At 68.7% G+C, this 19,582-nt stretch carries 16 protein-coding genes; 9 read left to right on the top strand and 7 right to left on the bottom strand.

Annotated elements, in window-relative coordinates:
- The first annotated feature begins 117 nt into the window (after positions 1 to 117).
- Positions 118 to 1,476 (top strand): APC family permease, encoded by a 1,359-nt coding sequence (locus ACOZ4I_RS12760; protein ID WP_424000107.1) that lies wholly within the window; start codon positions 118 to 120, stop codon positions 1,474 to 1,476.
- Between the two features lie 476 nt (positions 1,477 to 1,952).
- On the opposite strand, the gene ACOZ4I_RS12755 is transcribed toward ACOZ4I_RS12760, so the two are convergent.
- The 3 genes from ACOZ4I_RS12755 to ACOZ4I_RS12745 form a co-directional block, all read right to left on the bottom strand.
- A complete protein-coding gene (locus tag ACOZ4I_RS12755; protein ID WP_424000105.1) occupies positions 1,953 to 4,415 on the bottom strand; it encodes a DUF5059 domain-containing protein in 2,463 nt (820 codons plus the stop codon).
- A gap of 189 nt (positions 4,416 to 4,604) precedes the next feature.
- The gene (locus tag ACOZ4I_RS12750; RefSeq protein ID WP_424000103.1) at positions 4,605 to 5,381 is read right to left on the bottom strand and encodes an SAM hydrolase/SAM-dependent halogenase family protein; all 777 of its coding nucleotides are present in this window, start codon (positions 5,379 to 5,381) and stop codon (positions 4,605 to 4,607) included.
- The gene (locus tag ACOZ4I_RS12745; RefSeq protein ID WP_424000101.1) at positions 5,378 to 5,947 is read right to left on the bottom strand and encodes a nicotinamide-nucleotide adenylyltransferase; all 570 of its coding nucleotides are present in this window, start codon (positions 5,945 to 5,947) and stop codon (positions 5,378 to 5,380) included. The genes ACOZ4I_RS12750 and ACOZ4I_RS12745 overlap by 4 nt, the downstream gene beginning before the upstream one ends.
- A 171-nt stretch (positions 5,948 to 6,118) precedes the next feature.
- Here ACOZ4I_RS12745 and lonB point away from each other — a divergent pair, with 171 nt between their 5' ends.
- From lonB to ACOZ4I_RS12730, 3 genes are all read left to right on the top strand, one after another.
- A complete protein-coding gene (gene lonB, locus ACOZ4I_RS12740; RefSeq protein ID WP_424000099.1) occupies positions 6,119 to 8,248 on the top strand; it encodes an ATP-dependent protease LonB in 2,130 nt (709 codons plus the stop codon).
- A 3-nt stretch (positions 8,249 to 8,251) separates the two neighbouring features.
- Positions 8,252 to 9,073, top strand: a complete 822-nt coding sequence (locus tag ACOZ4I_RS12735; RefSeq protein ID WP_424000097.1) for a lysostaphin resistance A-like protein — start codon at positions 8,252 to 8,254, stop codon at positions 9,071 to 9,073.
- Positions 9,074 to 9,136: 63 nt separating this feature from the next.
- The gene (locus ACOZ4I_RS12730) at positions 9,137 to 10,744 is read left to right on the top strand and encodes a PAS domain S-box protein (protein WP_424000095.1); all 1,608 of its coding nucleotides are present in this window, start codon (positions 9,137 to 9,139) and stop codon (positions 10,742 to 10,744) included.
- Here the strand turns inward: ACOZ4I_RS12730 and ACOZ4I_RS12725 are convergent, their stop codons facing one another.
- Entirely contained in the window at positions 10,745 to 11,248 is a 504-nt protein-coding gene (locus tag ACOZ4I_RS12725) for a methylated-DNA--[protein]-cysteine S-methyltransferase (RefSeq protein ID WP_424000093.1), read from the bottom strand.
- Between the two features lie 66 nt (positions 11,249 to 11,314).
- On the opposite strand from ACOZ4I_RS12725, the gene trpC reads away from it, so the two are divergent.
- The 4 genes from trpC to ACOZ4I_RS12705 are packed head-to-tail and all read left to right on the top strand — an operon-like array spanning position 11,315 to position 15,091.
- The gene (trpC, locus tag ACOZ4I_RS12720) at positions 11,315 to 12,130 is read left to right on the top strand and encodes an indole-3-glycerol phosphate synthase (RefSeq protein WP_424000091.1); all 816 of its coding nucleotides are present in this window, start codon (positions 11,315 to 11,317) and stop codon (positions 12,128 to 12,130) included.
- The gene (gene trpB, locus ACOZ4I_RS12715) at positions 12,127 to 13,431 is read left to right on the top strand and encodes a tryptophan synthase subunit beta (protein ID WP_424000089.1); all 1,305 of its coding nucleotides are present in this window, start codon (positions 12,127 to 12,129) and stop codon (positions 13,429 to 13,431) included. The genes trpC and trpB overlap by 4 nt, the downstream gene beginning before the upstream one ends.
- Entirely contained in the window at positions 13,431 to 14,261 is an 831-nt protein-coding gene (gene trpA / locus ACOZ4I_RS12710; protein WP_424000087.1) for a tryptophan synthase subunit alpha, read from the top strand. The genes trpB and trpA overlap by 1 nt, the downstream gene beginning before the upstream one ends.
- Before the next feature lie 26 nt (positions 14,262 to 14,287).
- Positions 14,288 to 15,091, top strand: a complete 804-nt coding sequence (locus ACOZ4I_RS12705; RefSeq protein ID WP_424000085.1) for a 2-amino-3,7-dideoxy-D-threo-hept-6-ulosonate synthase — start codon at positions 14,288 to 14,290, stop codon at positions 15,089 to 15,091.
- On the opposite strand, the gene ACOZ4I_RS12700 is transcribed toward ACOZ4I_RS12705, so the two are convergent.
- The gene (locus ACOZ4I_RS12700) at positions 15,088 to 16,545 is read right to left on the bottom strand and encodes a P-loop NTPase (RefSeq protein WP_424000083.1); all 1,458 of its coding nucleotides are present in this window, start codon (positions 16,543 to 16,545) and stop codon (positions 15,088 to 15,090) included. The two genes, ACOZ4I_RS12705 and ACOZ4I_RS12700, sit on opposite strands and share 4 nt — an antisense overlap.
- A 273-nt stretch (positions 16,546 to 16,818) precedes the next feature.
- On the opposite strand from ACOZ4I_RS12700, the gene ACOZ4I_RS12695 reads away from it, so the two are divergent.
- Entirely contained in the window at positions 16,819 to 17,985 is a 1,167-nt protein-coding gene (locus ACOZ4I_RS12695; RefSeq protein ID WP_424000081.1) for a 3-dehydroquinate synthase II, read from the top strand.
- A gap of 27 nt (positions 17,986 to 18,012) precedes the next feature.
- On the opposite strand, the gene ACOZ4I_RS12690 is transcribed toward ACOZ4I_RS12695, so the two are convergent.
- Positions 18,013 to 18,429 carry a DUF6677 family protein gene (locus ACOZ4I_RS12690; protein ID WP_424000079.1) on the bottom strand — a complete coding sequence of 139 codons (417 nt, stop codon included), beginning with the start codon at positions 18,427 to 18,429 and terminating at the stop codon, positions 18,013 to 18,015.
- Positions 18,430 to 18,531: 102 nt separating this feature from the next.
- A complete protein-coding gene (locus tag ACOZ4I_RS12685; RefSeq protein WP_424000077.1) occupies positions 18,532 to 19,560 on the bottom strand; it encodes a DNA-methyltransferase in 1,029 nt (342 codons plus the stop codon).
- Between the last annotated feature and the right edge of the window lie 22 nt (positions 19,561 to 19,582).

The raw sequence follows: 19,582 nt of genomic DNA, 5'->3' as shown, positions 1-19,582 counted from the left end.
CACAGTCAGGATCGGGACGGGCAAAACGCCTGCCCCGAATCGCACGCCAGGTCCGCGGCGACCCCCGGCAGATGCCGGCAGTGTGTTCTTCGGGGTGGACGGCGTACGCCGCGGCCGATGGGAGAGACCGACCTCGGACTCACGGAAGCGGTCTCGATCGCACTGGGCGGGATGATCGGCGGCGGCATCTACGCCGTGATGGGCGTCGTCGCGAAGATCACGATGACCGCCACGTGGGCGGCGTTCGTCCTCGCGGGCGTCGTCGCGCTCTGTGCGGGCTACTCGTACAACGCGCTCAACGAACGGAGCGACGACCGCGGCGGGTCGGTGTCGTTCGTGCAGTGTTACCTCGGGAACTCGACGCTGGCCGGGATGGTCGGCTGGACGCTCCTCTTTGGCTACATCGGATCGATGGCGATGTACGCCTTCGCGTTCGCGGAGTTCGCAATCACGCTCGGGCTCCCCGCCGACCTCGTTGGCCTCCCGACGCGGCCGGTGGTGTCCGTGCTCGCCATCGCCGGCTTCGTCGGCCTGAATCTGCTGGGGGCGCGCTCGACGGGGATGGCGGAGAACGTCCTCGTCGCGCTGAAAGTCGCCATCCTCGCGGCCTTCGGGATCCTCGGGCTGGTGTACGCCACCGGATACAGTGCCGCGCCGCTCGAACTCGGGTTCGGACGGCTCGCCGGCGTCAGCCCGATCGTCGCGGCGGCCATCTCCTTCGTGGCGTTCCAGGGCTGGCAGCTCCTGTTCTACGATCAGGAGCGCATCGCGGACCCGACCGAGACGATCCGGAAGGCGGTGTACATCTCGATCCCGGCCGCGGTCGTGGTGTACGTCCTTGTCGGCGTCGTCACCGTCAACCTCGTGCCGGACGCGCTGACGAGCCACCCGCACGTCGCGCTGAAGGACGCGGCGTCGATGATGATGCAACCCTACGGCCTGGCGGCGCTCGGCGCAGTACTGCTCTCCGTGTCGGCGCTGTTCTCGACCGGGAGCGCGATCAACGCGACGCTGTTCTCCGCGGCCCACTTCGCGAAGGGGATGCTGACCGACGACCTGCTGCCTGACGACCTGGGCGACGCCGACGCGGACGGCGTCCCCCAGCGCACGCTCCTCGTCATCGGCGTCGTCACGGCCGCGTTCTCGGCGATGGGGAGCCTGAGCGCCATCACCTCCTTCGCCTCGCTGTCGTTCATCGTCATCTTCGGTGCGATGAGCGTTCTCGCCTTCAGCCAACGGGACGCCGACGACGTCAACCCGGTCCCGCCCGCGGTGGGCGCGGTCGGTTCGGCCGCCTTCTTCCCGCTGATGCTGTACAACCTCTACAGCCGGGAACCCAACACGTTCTACATGGTGCTCGTCGTCGCCGCGGCCGTCGTCGCCGTCGAACTGCTCTACTTCGAGCGGTCCTACCTCGAACGAGAGGTCACGAGAATAGAGAGCGGCGTCGCCGACGCTGTCGGCTCGGACGACTGAGGCCGACGGTGCGGGTCCCGCGGTGACCGCCAGACAGCGACCAGGCGATGGTCGCGACCGACAGGCGACTGTCTCTCTGAAGCGGTAGTTCGATAGCCCAGCGGCAAAAGCGTCGCCGCTGGGGAACGACGAGTTCTGGGGCGAAAACGGAGGGCGTCGTGTCGACGCCCGGGACAGACACGAGAGATACCTCGTGGCGCGCAGCGACGGGCCATGCCCACGGTATCCGTCGCTGAAGATGGTCGATCGTGACGGTTACGGGTCGCCTCGTTCGGTCTCACCTCCGTGCTGGGACAGACGCGCGCGGACGCCAGGCAGGGCGACACCCGACTCGCTGGGCCGACAGTGGTCCCGCCGCCGCGTGTCCTGTTCGTCCGGCATACAATAATTTAGGTGGGCCTAAAATACAAAAAGGCATCGATTTTTCGGCCACCCGAAAAACGGCGGTCGGACCGTCGCCCACACGCCCGGCTGCCTTACTCTTCGACGACGACGGTGCCGACCATGCCGGCGGCCTCGTGCGGAATACAGATGTAGGGGTGCTCGCCGGCCGTCTCGAACGTGTGGACGTAGCTCTGGCCGGACTGGACCGCGCCCTCGCCGTTCTCCCAGCCCTCGCGGGCCGCCGACTCGCTCTCGAAGCCCCCGGAGGCCCAGTACGTCGCACCCTCTGGGAGGTCTGCCTCGATTGCGGTGACCGAATGTGGCTCGCCGCCGACGTGTTTCCAGGCGACTTTGTCGCCGGCGCTGACGGTGAGTTCCTCGGGCGCGTACGCGACGGCTTCCATGTCGACGACGTGGTCCGCGTCGTCGGGGACGCCCTCGACGACGTTCGGGCCGCCGGACAGCGACGCCTCGGTCTTCTCGCCGCCGTGACCGCCGTGGTCGCCGGATCCGCTCGGGGCGCTGTCGACAGCGCCGACGACGGCGAATGCCGCGGTGCGGGCGGCGTTCGCGAACGCGGTCGCGCCGTCGGTCGACCCGTTCTCCAGCGAGGCGACGTAGTCGTTCAGCGCGGCCTCGTAGGCCTCGTAGGCCTCGGCGTCCGCGCTCTCGAGTTCGTCGTGGACCGCGGCGTTCTCGAACGTGGCGAACACGTCGCTGACGATACTCGATGCACCGCCACCGGTCTCGCCACCGCCGCTCGACCCGACGACGGCCGTCACCGATTCGATGGCCGCGTCGGCGAACGTCTTCGCGGCCGCGTTCACGTCGCCACCGTCGTTCGCCGCGGAGATGACGCTCCCGAGCGCCTCGTCCTCGAAGCGGTGGTACAGGTCTTCGTTCGCCTCCTCCAGCGCCTCGTGGTAGCCGGCGGCCCCGGACTCGAAGAACGCCAGCGCACTCTGAGCGGTCGAGGCCGCGCGGTCGGCGTTCCCGAGCGCGCTCGTCGCCGCGGCGTCGAAGGCGAGGCCGACCATGTACGTCGCGCCGGACCCGCTGGCGACCGCGGCGCTGTGGGCCGATTCGAACTCCAGGAGCGCCGCGAGGACGCCGTCGTGGTGGGTCCCGACCGCGTCGTCGTCGCCGTTCTCGTAGGCCGACTGGAGCCCCGCGAGATGCTCCTCCTCGAAGCGGTGATAGAGGTCCTCGCTGGTCTCCTCCAGCGTCTCGTGGAAGTCGAGCTGGTTCTCCTCGAACCGGGCGAACAGGTCCGAGACGAGCGTCGCCGCCCGCCCCGCCTGGCCCTGGCGATACAGTTCGCGCGCGTCGGCGAAGCGGGCCCTGAAGAAGCCCGACTGGAGGACCGACGCGTTCCCGCCGGCCAGCGCCCCGATGCCGGCGACGAGATTGGTGTCGACCGTCTCGACGGCCGACGCGATACCCTCGGTGTCCCCGTTCTCGATGGCCGACGAGAGGTCAGACAGGCCGGCCTCGAAAGCTTCGTAGGCCTCGCCGTCCGCTTCTTCGAGAGCGTCGTGAGCGGCCGCGCCCTCGAAGTGGGCGAACACGTCTTCGACCATCGTCGCCGCGGTACCCGTCTCGCCGGCGCGGGCCAGCCATGCGGCGTCGTGTACGCGAGCCCGGTACGTGTTCAGCGTCGTCGCGTGGGCGTAGTCCGCCCCGACGCCGCCGCCCGACGCGAGCGCGGCCGCGTCCCACCCGCGGGCCTGCATCGCGGCGAAGTGGCCGGCTCCGGCGACCGAGTCGGCCGGCGCGACGGCGTAGGCCCCCTGGACGGCCGCGTCGAGCGCGGCGCGGGCCTGCTCGGTGACGGCGGCCGCGTCCTCGCTGCTCGCCGCCTCACCGATGCCCGAGAGCCCGCTTTCGAAGGCCTCGTAGGCCTCGGCGTCGGCCGACTCCACGGCGCTGTAGACGAGGCCGTCCTCGAAGGCGACCGTCGTCTCCTCGGCGATCGCCGCGGCTCCCTCGAACGAGCCGAGCCTGGCGGCGACGACGGCGTTGCTCGCGCGACTCCCGAGTAAGAGCAGGTCGAAGGCTCGCGTCGCCTCCTGCCCGGCGGCGGACTGCTGGGCCGTCTGGAGTTTCCCCGACGCCTCGCTCGCGGCGTCGGCCGCGGCCCCCACGTCCCCCTCGGAGAGCGCCGACTGGAGTTCCCCGAGCGCGTCCTCGAACCCCTCGTAGACGGACTCGGAGACGGATTCGAGTCGCTCGTGTGCGCCGTACTCGCCGGACGCCCCCTCGAAGCGAGCGAAGACGGACTGGGCGACGCTCGCCCCGGCACTCGGCGCGCCGGCCCGTCCGAGCGCGACGGCGTCGAACAGGCGCGCCCGGTAGACGTTCCACTCGGCCGCGACGGCGGTCATCGGGCCGACCGACGCCGCCTGCTCCGTCGACTTGCTCTCGCTCTGTGTCTCGGTCGCTTCGCGCTCCCCCGTCTCGGTACTGGACCCGCCGGACTGGACCCCCGGACACCCGGCGAGCAGTCCGGTCGCGGTCACCCCCACGGTCTTCAGCAGGTCGCGTCTCTGTGGCATACAGTGGATTAGGCATGCCTAAAACACTTAACTGCTCCGATATTTCGGCGGCCCTAAAAATTAGGGGCAGTCACTGCTTTCGGTGGCGGCGGTCGGGATACCGGGCGCTACGGAGCGAGAATCAGCGCCGCGAATCGTCGCGCCGCAGACTGATGGCTTCGGATTCAAAACACGCGACCGCACACTCGCTCACAGCGACAGGACGACGTCCGAACCGGTCGTGACGCCGAAAGCCTCGTCGCCGCGTCCCTGATTGACCGCGAGTTCGACGTTCCCGTGGCTACCGACCGTGACGAGGCGCTGTCCGGGGTCGACGGCCGCGTACGCGCGCCGGACCGGCACGTCGTCTCCGCCGACCGCGACCGTCTCGCCGAACCGCTCGGCGAGCACGTCGCCGGGGACGTTCGTGATGGCGTTGCCGAAGTCGTCGACGACGAGGACTTCACCGGTCGCTCCGTCGGCGTCGACCGACGGCTCGGGGAACCGCAGGTCGACGTACTCCTCGACGGGCGTCGCCTCCGGCCGTTCCTCGACGCGGTCGACGCCGGTGTCGTGGACGGCGGCGGCCGCGGGCGCGAAGACGTCCCGACCGTGGAACGTCGTGCTCGCGGGGTCGTCGTAGGCCCACGTGAACGCCTCGACGCCGTCGGCGTCGGCACCGTCGGCCGCGGCCAGGTCGCGGGCGACCGGCAGGAGGACGCCGTTGTCGGGGCCGACGAGCGCGTGCCCGCCCGCGCGGAGGACGATTGCGTCCCTGTCGGTTCCGACGCCCGGATCGACGACGACGCAGTGGACCGCCGGCGGGAAGTACGGAAGCGTCTGCGTGAGCCAGAACGCGCTCGCTCGCACGTCCTGTCGCGGGAAGTCGTGGGCCACGTCCTCGATGCGGGCGTCGCTTCGGCTGCAGACGACGCCCTTCATGGCCGCCGGGTACGGCGACCCGAAGTCGGAACTGAGCGTGATCATCGCTCCTCGAAGTCGTCGAGTTTCTCCTCGACCGACTCGTCGGCCGCGGTATACCGGTCCAGTGAATCGCTGGCAGAGACGTGCTGGAGCCGCTTGATGCCGTGAATCTCCTCGATTACCTCGACGACCGACGGCGGGACGCGGTCGCGCCAGGACTCGTCGTCGATCATGCGCTGGCGGATCTCGCTGCCCTCCAGGCGGTCGCGGTCGAACATCGGCGACTGGCGGACCTCGATACCGGCTTCCTCGAACAGGCGGACGACGAGCGGGTTGTTCGAGTAGGCCACGTCGAAGTCCGGGCACATGCTCTCGACGTGGCTCACCCAGACGGCGTTGCGGTTGATGTCTTCGAGCGGGACGACGTACGTCGTCAGGTCGTACTCCGAGACGGCCTTCGTGATCATCATGATCCGCTCACCGGCGGTGAACGGGTCGTGAGTGGTGTGTGAATCGTCGGCGCTTCCGATACCCAGGACGAGCTCGTCGACCTCCTCGGCGATTCGCTCGACCATCGAGTGGTGGCCGTTGTGATACGGCTGGAAGCGGCCGATGTAGAACCCACGCATACACGTGAGTGTGACGGGTGGTTTCAAAAAGGCGACGACGGGGGACGACCGGTGAAACTGAACCGGCGTACCGGGGCGCTGTCCGGTGGTTTCGGGGGTGTGGTACGGCGGGACGCGGGGAGAAAGTATATCAGTCGACAGTCCTTCGATACCGATGTTAGCAACGTTTGTATGAGCGACAACACCGACACCGACGCGGCTCCCGACCCCGACCGGGAGGCGAGTGACGCCGGGGAGGAGGCGTCCAGCGACGGGACCCAGCGAGACCAGGAATCCCCCGCCTCCGACCCCTCGGCGGACGAGCCATCCGGCGAACCCGAGGAACCACAGGCCGGCGACGGAGCAACGTCCGAAACGACACTCGGCAGCGACGTCCAGGTCGACGGCGAATCTGAACTGGAAGGCGACGAGGAGGCCTTGCTCGGCGGCCTCGAAATCGAGTCGACCGCCGACATCGAGGTCCCTGACCGCCTCGTCGACCAGGTCATCGGGCAGGACCACGCCCGAGACGTGATCAAGAAGGCGGCCAAACAGCGCCGCCACGTCATGATGATCGGCTCCCCCGGGACGGGGAAGTCGATGCTCGCGAAGGCGATGAGCCAGCTCCTCCCCCGAGAGGAACTGCAGGACGTTCTCGTCTACCACAACCCCGACGACGGCAACGAGCCGAAAGTGCGAACGGTCCCCGGCGGAAAAGGGGAACAGATCGTCGAGGCCCACAAGGAGGAGGCCCGCAAACGCAACCAGATGCGGACCTTCCTGATGTGGATCATCATCGCCATCGTCATCGGCTACGCGCTGATCCTCGTCCAGCAGGTCCTGCTGGGCATCCTCGCCGCCGGTGTCATCTACCTCGCGTTCCGCTACGGCTCGCGCGGCAGCGACGCGATGATCCCGAACCTGCTGGTCAACAACGCCAACCAGAAGACCGCGCCGTTCGAGGACGCCACGGGCGCTCACGCCGGTGCGCTGCTCGGCGACGTCCGCCACGACCCGTTCCAGTCCGGCGGGATGGAGACGCCGAGCCACGACCGCGTCGAACCCGGCGCGATCCACCAGGCCAACAAGGGCGTGCTGTTCATCGACGAGATCAACACGCTCGACATCCGCAGCCAGCAGAAGCTGATGACGGCCATCCAGGAGGGCGAGTTCTCGATCACGGGCCAGTCCGAGCGCTCCTCGGGCGCGATGGTCCAGACCGAGCCCGTCCCCTGTGACTTCATCATGATCGCTGCGGGGAACCTGGACGCGATGGAGAACATGCACCCCGCGCTCCGCAGCCGTATCAAGGGCTACGGGTACGAGGTGTACATGGACGACACCATCGAGGACGACCCCGAGATGCGGCGCAAGTACGCGCGCTTCGTCGCCCAGGAGGTCGAGAACGACGGGCGGCTCCCCCACTTCACGGAGGAGGCCGTCGAGGAGGTCATCCTCGAAGCCCGCCGCCGTGCGGGCCGCAAGGGTCACCTCAGCCTGAAGTTCCGCGACCTCGGCGGACTGGTCCGCGTCGCGGGCGACATCGCCCGCGCCGAGGACCGCGAGCGCACCGAGCGCGCCGACGTGCTCCAGGCCAAGCGCCGCTCCCGGTCCATCGAACAGCAGCTCGCGGACAACTACATCGAGCGCCGCAAGGACTACGAGCTGACGGTCAACACCGGCGACGTGGTCGGCCGCGTCAACGGCCTCGCCGTCATGGGCGAGGACAGCGGCATCGTCCTCCCCGTCATGGCCGAGGTCACGCCGTCGCAGGGGCCCGGCCAGGTCATCGCCACCGGCCAGCTCCAGGAGATGGCCGAGGAGGCCGTCCAGAACGTCTCGGCCATCATCAAGAAGTTCTCCGACGAGGACATCTCCGAGAAGGACGTTCACATCCAGTTCGTCCAGGCCGGTGAGGGCGGTGTCGACGGCGACTCCGCTTCTATCACGGTCGCGACCGCGGTCATCTCCGCGCTGGAGAACGTCCCGGTCGAGCAGAACATCGCCATGACCGGCTCGCTCTCCGTGCGCGGGGACGTCCTGCCGGTCGGCGGCGTCACGCACAAGATCGAGGCGGCCGCGAAGGCCGGCCTCGACACGGTCATCATCCCCGAGGCGAACACGCAGGACGTGATGATCGAAGACGAGTACGAGGACATGATCGAGATCATCCCCGTCTCGCACATCTCCGAGGTGCTGGAGGTCGCGCTCGCCGGCGAGCCCGAGAAGGACTCGCTGGTCGACCGCCTCAAGTCCATCACGGGCAAGGCCCTCGAACACGAGGTCGGGCGACAGGGCAGCGGCAGTCCCAGCCCGCAGTAACGGATGCCCGAGTGGGCCGCCTTCGTCGGCCTGACGGGCGTTCTTCTGACCGCGCTGCTCGGTCTGGCACGGCTCTCTCAGGGAGCGGTGCGGACCGACGGCGGCGGGATGCAGTCGATCGCCGGCCGGTCCCGCGCGGACCGTGATCCGACGATTCCCCGATTCGAGACGCGACAGGCAGCGGCCGAGCGCGAGCGACTGACTGACCGGCTCGCGCCGGACGACGTGTCGACGGGTGCGTTGCTCGCCAACGTCGCGTTCACGCAGGGCCTGTTCGGTCTCCTGCTGGTCGCCGGCGCGTTCTACTTCGAGATTCCGGCGAGCGCGTTCGGCGTCGCCGCCGACCCGCTCTCGACCGGACTGCCGGCGCTGGCGATCGGCGTCGGCGCGGGCGTCGGCTTCTGGGTCGGCAACGAGGCCGCCGCGGCGGTCGCCGACGGCTTCGGCGTCGCCTTCGACGAGTCGCTGCGGGAACTGCTGGCCCCGGAGTCGGCCGGCGGCTGGGTGATCCTGCTCGGGGTTGTCCTCCCCGTCATCGCGGTCGTCGAGGAACTGCTGTTCCGGGCGGCGGCCGTCGGCGTCCCCGTCGCGGGCCTGGGCGCGCCGGCGTGGGCGATGGCCGTCGTCGCCTCCGTCGCGTTCGCGCTCGGTCACGGCGCACAGGGCCGGGCAGGGATCGTCGTCACCGGCGGCCTGGGGCTCGCGCTCGCGGGGCTGTTCGTGGTCACGAACAGCCTGCTCGCCGTCGTCGTCGCCCACTACCTCGTGAACGCGCTCGAACTGGTCGTCCACGAGGGACTCGGCGTCGACCGGCTCTGGGCCTGAGTCCTGTCGCCAGTGTGACGGGTGAGGGCAATACTGAAACCGGTCGGCGACGACATGGCAGCAGTGACCGACTCCGACCCCCGCCCGGACGAGGCGACGGCCGTCGTCGCCGATGCACCGGTGGGAATCACCGTTTTCGACACCGAACCGGCGCTGGTTTCGGTCAACGACCGGTTCCTGGCGCTGACGGGCTACGACCGATCGACGCTGCTGGATCGGAGCTACCGGGCGTTCCTGGGACCGGAGACCGCGGCCGACGCCGTCGAACGGCTCGATCGGGCGATTGCCGAGCGCGTCCCTGCCACGGTCGAACTGAAGGTCCACCGGCAAGACGGCTCGACGTTCTGGGACCGCCTCCGCCTCACGCCGCTCGCCGCCGCCGACGGAACGGTGACGGGCTTCAGTATGTTCCACGAGGACGTCACCGCCCTGCGGACACAGCGGGGCTCGCTCGAAGCGCTCAATCGGTTCGCCAGCCGGGTCCAGAGCGAGGCGAACGTCGACGCCATCTGTGACCGCACCGTCGAGGCCGCCGCCGACATCCTGGACTTCGACATGTGTACGGTGATGCTCCGTGACGGCGAGTGGCTCGTCCCGCGTGCCACGTCGAAGGACGCCCCGCCCGGCGGGAGCAGGCGGATGCGCCTCGATCAGGGGCTGGCCGGACTGACGTACCGGACCGGGGCCTCGCAGGTCGTGGCCGACATCGACCGTGACGAGAACGCCGACCCCGCGAAGCCGACGTACAAGTCGGGACTCAGCGTCCCGGTCGGCGACCTCGGCGTGTTCCAGGCCGTGATGTCCGAGGTGGACGGCTTCGAGACCCAGGACGTCGAACTGGCCGAACTGCTGGCCAGACACACCGCCACGGCCATCGAGCGCGTCGAGCGCGAGCAACACCTCCGCCGGCAGAACGAGCGCTTAGACGAGTTCGCCGACGTGGTGAGTCACGACCTTCGGAACCCGCTCTCGGTGCTCGAAGGCTCGCTCGAACTGGCCCAGCGGACGGGCGAGGCGACACACTTCGAGCGCTCGAAGCGGGCGGTCGATCGGATGAGCCAACTCGTCGAGGGACTGCTGGCGCTCGCACGCCGCGGTGACGACGTCGGCGACCTGTGTCCGATCGCGCTGTCGGACGTGGCCGAGACGGCCTGGGCGCACGTCGAGACCGGCGAGGCCGCTCTCTCCGTGGAGACAACCCTCGTCGTCGAGGCCAACGAGGCGCGGCTCACGCAACTGTTCGAGAACCTCTTTCGAAACGCCGTCGAACACGGCTCGACAAGCCTTCCGTCGCAGGCTCCGGAAGACCCCGTCGAACACGGTTCGACGAGCAGTCAGAACGCGTCGCGTTCCGACGACGCCGCCGAGCACTGCTCCTCGGCCGAGTGGACGGCGTCTGGCGACGAGCGCAGCACGCTCCACGTTCGGGTCGCTGACCTCGATGTGGGGACCGGGTTCGCCGTCGAGGACGACGGCGTCGGTATCCGTCCGGAAGACAGAGCGAACGTGCTTCGAGCGGGCTATTCCACCGCCGCCGACGGCACTGGACAGGGGCTCGCGATCAGCAAGCGCATCGCCGAGGGACACGGATGGACGCTCGCGGTCGGCGAGAGCCGCGAGGGCGGTGCGCGCTTCGAAATTTCAGGCGTCGACGTGCTCGATTCCCCGTAGTCACAGCCCCTCGACGGCGCGGAGCTTCTGCTCCACCGGCGGCGGCGCGGCGCTCGGGCCGTCACGCACGCGGTGGTCGGGAATCAGGAGCGGCACGGGGTTGGCCGCCAGCGCCTCGCGAACCGCCGTCAGGTCGGCCTGGTCATCGTCGTCGAGGTCCGGCGTCATCCGCGCGAGCTGGGCGACCGAGGCGTCCTCGCCGTAGGGAATCTCTCGGACGGCCTCCAGCACGCGTCGCTGGTCGGTCGGGACGGTCAGCCCGACGGTCACGTCCGCGAAGTCGTCTTCGGTACCCTGCAGGTACTCCTCGATGCGGTCCAGCAGCGAGTGGTCAGCGCCCGCGTCCGCTTCGGGCGCGGACGGGAACGACAGCGAGATGATCCGGTCGCCGGCCTCGCCGAACTGCACGAACCGATCGAGGTACGACGATTCCCGGGCGTAGATCCCGGCGTCGCCGGTCGGTGTTTCCATACCTACGAGGTCGGGCGGTCGCCCCTTCAACATTCGGCCCCGTCGTCGCCCGCCCGGACAGCAAGCCTTATGTACACTTCTGTACGTTAGTGTTCAGTAATGGACGACAGTGAAAAGATAGCGCCAGCAGTTCGGTCGATTCTGGACGCGGCGCGCGAGCGCGGCGGCGGTGGCGACCGGGTATCGGTGACCCCGCGATCCCTGCCGGCGGCGTTCGAGGCAGCCGCGGCCGACGGCCGGGCCCCGCTCGTCGCGGAGGTCAAGCCGACGAGTCCGACGGCCGACGGCGAGCGGACCGACGACCCGGTGGAACTGGCGGAGGCGATGGTCGAGGGCGGCGCGGCGGCGCTGTCCGTGCTGACCGAACCGGAGCACTTCGGCGGGTCGGCGGCGACGCTCGAAGCGGTGCGAGACGCCGTCGACGTGCCCGTGTTGCGCAAGGACTTCGTCCTCTACGAGGAGCAACTCGACGTAGTCGAAGCGGACGTGATACTGCTCATCGTCCGCTTCCTCGAAGCCGAGGGGACCGACGACCTCGCCGACCTGCTCGCAGCCGCGCGGGACCGAGGCTTTCAGGTCCTCGTGGAGACTCACACCGCCGCGGAGGTCGAGACGGCACTGGAGGCGGGCGCGGAGATCATCGGCGTCAACAACCGCGATCTCGCCGAACTCGACGTGGACCTCGGGACCTTCGAGGCGGTCGCGCCCGCGGTGCCCGAGAGCGTCACCCTCATTGCGGAAAGCGGCATACAGACACCAGACGACGTGACGCGCATGCGAGAGGCCGGCGCGGACGCCCTGCTGGTCGGCTCGGCCATCATGGACCACGGCGCGGAGACGGACGTGACCGAGAACACGCGACGGCTGACGAACGCGGCCACGGACACTGCGGACACGACGACCACAGACACATGAGCACTGACGACGCACACGACCCCAAGTTCGGCGAGTACGGCGGACAGTACGTACCCGAGGCGTTGATGCCGGCCATGGAGGAGCTGGAAGACGCCTACGAGCGGTACGTGCTCGAAAACGAGGACGGCTTCATGGACGAGTTCCGCGAGCGGCTGGCGGACTTCGGCGGCCGGCCGACCCCGCTGCAGTACGCGGAACAGCTGTCGGAGCGCTACGACACCGACGTGTACCTCAAGCGCGAGGACCTGCTCCACGGCGGCGCGCACAAGCTCAACAACGCGCTCGGCCAGGTGCTGCTGGCGAAGTACATGGGCAAGGAGCGCATCATCGCCGAGACCGGCGCGGGCCAGCACGGCACCGCGACGGCGATGGCGGCGGCCCACCTCGACATGCCCTGTGAGATCTACATGGGCGAGACCGACATCGCGCGCCAGCGCCCCAACGTCTTCCGCATGCGCATCAACGGGGCCGAGGTGAACCCGGTGACCGTCGGCCGCGGCACGCTGAAGGAGGCCATCACAGAGACGTTCCGCGACTGGGCGACGACCGTCGAGCGGACCCACTACGTCGTCGGCAGCGTCGTCGGCCCGCACCCCTTCCCGAAGCTGGTCCGGGACTTTCAGGCCGTGATCTCCGAGGAAGCCCGCGAGCAGGCCATCGAGCAGACCGGTGGCCTGCCAGACGCCGTCGTCGCCTGCGCCGGCGGCGGATCGAACACGATGGGCGCGTTCGCCGAGTTCGTCTCGGACGAGTCCGTCGAACTGCACGCCGTCGAGGCCGGGGGCTCCTCGCTGGAGGTCGACGAGGAGGAGGGCGTCGCGCCGAACTCCGCGACGCTCTCGACCGGCGACGAGGGCGTCCTCCACGGCGCGCGAACGAAGCTCCTGCAGGACTCCGACGGACAGATCATGGAGTCACACTCCATCTCGGCCGGGCTGGACTACGCCGGCGTGGGCCCCGAACTCGCCCACCTCGTCGACGAGGGCCGTGTGACGCCCGCGAACGTCGACGACGACGCGGCGCTGGAAGCCTTCCACCGCCTCTCGCAGGACGAGGGCGTCATCCCCGCCCTGGAGACGGCCCACGCGTTCGCCTACGTCGAACGCGTGGCGGGGACCGCCACGGACGGTCGAGCGGCGGAGCCGCGAGACGAGCACGACGAACTCGGCGACACCGTCGTCGTCAACGTCTCCGGCCGCGGGGACAAGGACCTGGAGACGGTCATCGAGGAGACGAGCAAACGGGACCTCGACATCGCGCCGGACCTCTCGGTCTTCGAGCGCGTGGGAGGTGGGCTCTGATGGGGCTGGAACGCGCCTTCGCCGACGAACCGGCGTTCGTCCCCTACCTCGCCGCGGGCGATCCGACCTACGAGGCCTCGCTGGCGTACGTCGAGGCGCTGGCCCGCGGCGGCGCGGACGCCATCGAACTCGGCCTGCCGTTCTCCGAGCCGATGGCGGAGGGTCGGACCATCCAGAACGCCATCGTCCGCTCGCTCGACGCCGGCATGACCGTCGACCGCTACTTCGAGTTCGTCGCCGACCTCGACGTGGACGTGCCGGTGGTGTGTATGACTTACTACAATCTCATCTACCAATTTGGTCCCGAGGAAGGCCCCCGGCCCTTCGTCGAGAAGGCCGCCGAGGTCGGTATCGAGGGGTTCGTCGTCCCGGACCTGCCGGCAGAGGAAGCCGGCCCGCTCCGGGCGGCCTGCGACGAGTTCGGCCTCGACCTGGTGTTCATCGTCGCACCGACGACGACGGGCGAACGGCTCGACCGGATGCGCGAGCAGGTGTCGGGCTACGTCTACGTGCAGGCGCGCCTGGGCGTCACCGGCGCGCGCGAGGACGTGGACGACGCCACCGAGGAGTCGCTGGCGCGCCTCGCCGACTGGGACGTCCCGAAGGCCGTCGGCTTCGGTATCAAGACGGGCGACCACGCCGAGCGCATCGTCGCGGCCGGCGCAGATGGAGTCATCGTCGGCTCGGCGCTCATCGATATCGTCGCCGAGGGCCACGAGAACGGCGACCCCGTCGAGGAGGTAGCGGACCGCCTCGAAGCGAAGGCCCGCGAACTCAAAGACGGGGCGTTGCGCGGCGAGTCAGAACGGCCGCAACCGGAACGCACATAATCGTACTTGCCACACAGTCTCATAACATGACCGCAGGAAAGCGCGCACGACTCGAACGCATCGGGACAGACGACACGTACGTCATCGTCCCGATGGACCACGGTATCACAATGGGGGCCGTAACAGGTCTCAAGGACATCGAATCGACCATCGACGCGGTCACCAGCGGCGGTGCAGACGCCGTCCTCACCCAGCGGGGGATCGCCGGCCGCGTCCACCCGAACAAGAACGACGCGGGCTACATCGTCCACCTCAACGGCTCGACCACCATCGGCCCGGACGAACAGGACAAGCGGGTCACCGGGACGATCGAGGACGCCATCCGTGCCGGTGCCGACGCCGTCTCCTTCCACATCAACGTCGGCAGCCAGCACGAACCCGACCAGATCGAGGACCTCTCGAAGCTAACCACCGAGGCCAGTCAGTACGGCCTCCCGGTGCTGGCGATGGCCTACGCTCGCGGGCCGGACATCGACCCCGAGAACGAGGACTACAATCAGTCGGTCGGCCACGCCGTCCGACTCGCGGAGGAGCTCGGCGCGGACATCGTCAAGACGGGCTACACCGGCTCCGCCGACACCTTCCAGCACGTCGTCGAATCCACGTCGCTCCCGGTCGTCATCGCCGGCGGCGCGAAGGGAACCGACGAAGAGACCGTCCGAATGGTCCGGGGCACGATGGACGCCGGGGCTGCCGGCGTTTCGATGGGGCGCTCCATCTTCCAGCACGACGACCCCGAGAAAATCGCCCGCGCCGTCTCCGCTGTCGTCCACGACGACGCCACGACCGAGGAAGCGCTGCGAGAAGCCGAACTGCCCGTCGAGGCCTAGAGGCCGAACAGCGAACGGACCTTCGTCCCGAGGCTGCCCGACGCCTCGTCTTTCTCGGCGTCCGTTTCCCCGCCAGCGGCGGCTTCGCCGTCGGACTGGGCGACTTCGGTCTCCCCGCCGGACGGAGCCGTCCCGGTCTCGCCGTCGGACTGAGCGACACCGGCCTCGTCACCGGACCGTCGGGGTGTTGCGCCGGACTGTGAACCACCGGTACCGGAGTCGTCGGCTGCCGTCGACGAGCTGCGTGCGCCGGCGGCGCTCGCCTCCCGGTCGGACTCGTTCGCCGTCCCGCTCTCACTGGCTTCCGTCGAGGCCTCGCTCTCGGCGGCCGCCACTGAGGCCTCGTTCTCACCGGCCGCGGCCGCTGTTCGACCGACCTCGGTCACCGTAGCGGTCCCGTCGGCGCCCGCGCGCTTCGTCGCGGCCCGTGGCGGTTCGGTGCCTGCGCCCGACCGCTCGCCCGTGCTCTGTTCGGACTCGCCACCCGCGCCGTCGGTCGATTCCGCCGACGCGTCTGCGGTCGGCCGACTCGAGGTGGCGTCCGCGTCCTGCGGTGGCGATGGCCCGATCAGGTCGCTGTCGTCGTCGATCTCGTGAGGCTGGACGCGACCGCCGTCCGTCGCGCTGTCGGCGACCGGCTCGCTGCGACGGGCCGGTTTCGTCCCGCTCGGTTTGGACTCTCCGGCGTCGTCGTCCGCTTCATCGTGGCCCGACGCGTCGGCGCTCGACGCCTTCTCCGTCTCGACGAGCTGTCGTGCGATCTTCCGGTAGGCGACGGCCGCGCCGCTCTTCGGCGCGTCCAGGACGACCGGGACGCCGCTGTCCTGTGCGTGCGGGACCGCGTCGTCTTCGGGCACGTGGCCGAGCAGTTCGACGCCGAGGAACTCCGCGATCTGGTCCGCGCCGGGCGAGGCCCCGGTCCCGGACTTCGTCAGCACGAGCCCTCGAACCGGCGAGTCGACCCGGTCGGCGAGTTCCTGGGTGTTCCTGACGTTTCGGATCGACGAGACCCGCGGCGTGGAGACGAGCAACACGTCGTCTGCGAGCTGCAGCGGCCGGACCGTCTCCTCGCTCAGCCCCGCCGGCGTGTCGAGGAGGACCACGTCGTGGTGCCAGCGCAGGTCCTCGACGATGTCGGGCAGCCTGTCGATATCCGTCGCCGCGTACCCGTCGAGCGTCGTCCCGCTCGGAACGACCGAGAGCCCAACGTCGGTCTCGTACATCGCGTCCGCGATCGGCGCGTCGCCCGCGAGCACGTCGTGAAATGTCGTCGCTTCGTCCGTGTCCAGATCCATGTCGAGGAAGTCGACGACGTTCGCCATCGCCAGGTCCATCTCGACGACGACCGTCGAGTAGCCCGCCTCCGCCAACATCGTCCCGAGATTGATGCTCGTCGTGGTCTTCCCGACGCCCCCTTTCGCCCCCGCGACCGTGTATACGTGGTTAGTAACCATATCTATCTGGACCTTATCAGTCAAGTTGTCTGTTAGTAATATTCGATGATAAGTCTACTGACTAACATTTGATTTCTTATACACGCCCTGGCTAAACTAACGCAAACTCAGATAGAATTTGTTTTTCGAACGAAATTACCCCGATTTCTGCTAACTTTTGACTGGGGCGGGACGGTCGCGGTACCCCGTCGCGCGCCCGCCGTCGGAAGGCGGAAACGAGCGACCGACGCCGGGTCCGCCACGTTCAAGCCCCACCGTCGCACACGTGGGGGTATGACACGAAGCGTGTGGCTCAAAGCCGACAGCGAGGTCGGCGACTGGGAGACACGAAAGCGACGAATCACCGCCGGTATCGAGGCCGGCGTCGACTGGGTCCTCGTCGACGAGGGCGACGTAGAGCGCGTCTCGGAACTCGGCGCGATCAACATCGCCGCGTTCACCAACGGCGACGTCCACGTCATGGAGGCCGAGGCCGAGGAGTCGAATGCCGACGCAACAATCGTCGGGAAAGACGGCGAGGGCGACGGCACAGTCGATCTCCCCTCCGATTTCTCCGGCTCCGCGGACCTCTCCTCGCTCCGGCAGAACGGCGCGTCCCCCGACGGCGGCTACGTCCGCATCTTCGACGAGGACTACGAGGCCTTCGCCGAGGCGGTCGCCGCCGAGGCCGATTTCACCATCGTGATCGGCGAGGACTGGCAGATCATTCCGCTGGAGAACCTCATCGCTCGCGTCGGCGACGAGACGGACCTCATCACCGGCGTCAAGACCGCCGACGACGCCCGAACGGCCTACGAGACGCTGGAACACGGCGCGGACGGCGTCCTGCTCGACACGGACGACGTAGACGAGATCAGGCGGACCGTCGAGGTCCGCGACGAGATGGGTCGCGAGTCGCTCGACCTCCAGTACGCCGAGGTGACCGCCATCGAACAGACCGGTTCCGCCGACCGCGTCTGCATCGATACGGGCAATCTCATGGAGCACGACGAGGGGATGCTCGTCGGGTCGATGGCCCGCGGCCTGTTCTTCGTCCACGCGGAGACGGCCGAGTCGCCCTACGTCGCCTCCCGGCCGTTCCGGGTCAACGCCGGCGCGGTCCACGCCTACGTCCGCACCCCCGACGGCGGGACGAAGTACCTCTCGGAGCTCCAGTCCGGCGACGAGGTCCAGATCGTCGACGCGAACGGGCGCACCCGCGAGGCCATCGTCGGCCGGGCGAAGATCGAGAAGCGCCCGATGTTCCGGGTGCAGGCCGAGACCGAGGACGGCGACCGCATCGAGACGCTGCTGCAGAACGCGGAGACCATCAAGGTCCACACGCGCGACGGGCGCACGGCCGTCACCGACCTCGAACCCGGCGACGAGATCCTCGTCTACTACGAGGACACGGCGACGCACTTCGGCGAGAAGATCGAAGAGAGCATCATCGAGAAGTAGACTCGACGGCCGCTACTCGGTGGAAAGCTACTGCCCGTCCGCCTCGACCGGTTCCAGCCGCGTCGTACACCAGTGACAGAAGTCGATGTCCTGGTCCAGTTCCCGCCCGCAGTTGGGGCACTTCCTGCCCGACTCGATTTCCTGCGACCGGTTCTCTCTGATGGCCACCCAGTAGGCGTCGGCGACGTTGAGCGTCGAGATCACGACTGAGGCGATAGTCGCCTCTTGCGGTCGCGCCCGGTACGCCGCAAGAACTGCCTCCGTGGTGAACTCGTCGAGCATCGGGACGATCCCGCTTACGACGAGGAGGGTCGACACTGCGAGCGTGAGTCCGAGCCACAGCAGTCCCCGCCCCCACTTGCGGAGATAGAAGTGTCCGAGCCCGGGAAAGATGAACGCAAGCACGACCGCCAGCAGCGGGCGCTTGCGCCCTGAATCAGTCATACTCCCCGGGTCCGGTTCGCACGCCCCTATATCTTCCGACCCGCCGATTCCGGGCGGCGTCCGTCAGTTTCGCACGCTTGCAGCGCTCGGTGGTCCAGGGGCTCACTCGACCGGTTCGTGGACGACGTGAAAGCCCTCGTCGGTGGCCTCGACCGATTCGACGGCGTAGAAGCGGACGCGCCGCTCCTGTTTCGTGTTCACGGCGAAGTCGTAGTGTTCGGCCTCGTAGCCCGGCTCCTTGCCGTCGGCGCGGCGGCGCTCGACCCACTCCCGGTGGGCGTCGAGACGCTCGCGTGCGACCGACCGGGAGCGCTCGGGGGCGTCGGCGACCCGCCGGTCCAGCGCCGCCAGCAGGTCCGGGTCGCGGTCGACCCCGACGGAGTGCCGACCGGCGACCATGGCCGCGAGCGTCGTCGTCCCGGTGCCGAGAAACGGATCGAGCACGGTGTCGTCGTACACCGAGAACATCGAGATGAGCCGGTAGGGTATCGTCAGCGGGAACGCACCGGAGCGGTCCCGGAGGCCGTCGTCCATAGTCTGGGTCTCACCGGGCAGTTCCCAGAGGTCCGAGAACCACTCGTTGCGCTCCTCCCAGAAGTACGCGCTCTCGTAGCGTCGGTCCGCCCCGGGTTCGAGGCGGCGGCGCTCGCCGTTGCGGAACACGAGGATGTGCTCGTGTTCGAGCGTCGGATAGGCGTTGGGTGGGACCATGCCCGAGCCCATGAACTTCGCACCGCTGTTGGTCGGTTTCCGCCAGAGGATGTCCGGCAGTGCGCGCAGTCCGTGGTCGGTCAGCCGGTCCGTGATTTCGGCGTGGTTGGGATACGAACGGAAGCCGTCGTCGAGCGAGCGCGTCGCGTCGCCGACGTTGATACAGGCGATGCCGCCGGGCGCGAGCACGCGCGCCAGTTCGGCCCAGGCCGCATCGAGCACGTCGTGCATCAGCGCGAACGCGCGGTCGCCGTCGCCGTCGTCCAGCGCGTCCCCGACAGCGGGATCGAGGTCGGTGAAGATGTCGTCCCACATCTCGATCATCGGGTACGGGGGCGACGTGACGACGAGTTCGACGCTGTCGTCCGGGAGCGGCAGGTCGCGGGCGTCACCGGTGTGGACCCGGTGTGTCGTCTCCATACCGGTCCCCAGCGGAGGGACC

Origin of the sequence: Haloarcula salina, from assembly GCF_049603855.1 — an archaeon.
GTDB classification, from domain to species: domain Archaea; phylum Halobacteriota; class Halobacteria; order Halobacteriales; family Haloarculaceae; genus Haloarcula; species Haloarcula salina_A.
The sequence above is the reverse complement of the archived record's forward strand: the minus strand, read 5'-3'. Positions and strand labels throughout refer to the sequence as shown.

Coding starts and splice junctions, on each gene's coding strand:
- ACOZ4I_RS12760 (WP_424000107.1), top strand. CDS start 118: ATGGGAGAGACCGACCTCGGACTCACGGAAGCGGTCTCGATCGCACTG.
- ACOZ4I_RS12755 (WP_424000105.1), bottom strand. CDS start 4,415: ATGCCACAGAGACGCGACCTGCTGAAGACCGTGGGGGTGACCGCGACC.
- ACOZ4I_RS12750 (WP_424000103.1), bottom strand. CDS start 5,381: ATGATCACGCTCAGTTCCGACTTCGGGTCGCCGTACCCGGCGGCCATG.
- ACOZ4I_RS12745 (WP_424000101.1), bottom strand. CDS start 5,947: ATGCGTGGGTTCTACATCGGCCGCTTCCAGCCGTATCACAACGGCCAC.
- lonB (WP_424000099.1), top strand. CDS start 6,119: ATGAGCGACAACACCGACACCGACGCGGCTCCCGACCCCGACCGGGAG.
- ACOZ4I_RS12735 (WP_424000097.1), top strand. CDS start 8,252: ATGCCCGAGTGGGCCGCCTTCGTCGGCCTGACGGGCGTTCTTCTGACC.
- ACOZ4I_RS12725 (WP_424000093.1), bottom strand. CDS start 11,248: ATGTTGAAGGGGCGACCGCCCGACCTCGTAGGTATGGAAACACCGACC.
- trpC (WP_424000091.1), top strand. CDS start 11,315: ATGGACGACAGTGAAAAGATAGCGCCAGCAGTTCGGTCGATTCTGGAC.
- trpB (WP_424000089.1), top strand. CDS start 12,127: ATGAGCACTGACGACGCACACGACCCCAAGTTCGGCGAGTACGGCGGA.
- trpA (WP_424000087.1), top strand. CDS start 13,431: ATGGGGCTGGAACGCGCCTTCGCCGACGAACCGGCGTTCGTCCCCTAC.
- ACOZ4I_RS12705 (WP_424000085.1), top strand. CDS start 14,288: ATGACCGCAGGAAAGCGCGCACGACTCGAACGCATCGGGACAGACGAC.
- ACOZ4I_RS12700 (WP_424000083.1), bottom strand. CDS start 16,545: ATGGTTACTAACCACGTATACACGGTCGCGGGGGCGAAAGGGGGCGTC.
- ACOZ4I_RS12695 (WP_424000081.1), top strand. CDS start 16,819: ATGACACGAAGCGTGTGGCTCAAAGCCGACAGCGAGGTCGGCGACTGG.
- ACOZ4I_RS12690 (WP_424000079.1), bottom strand. CDS start 18,429: ATGACTGATTCAGGGCGCAAGCGCCCGCTGCTGGCGGTCGTGCTTGCG.
- ACOZ4I_RS12685 (WP_424000077.1), bottom strand. CDS start 19,560: ATGGAGACGACACACCGGGTCCACACCGGTGACGCCCGCGACCTGCCG.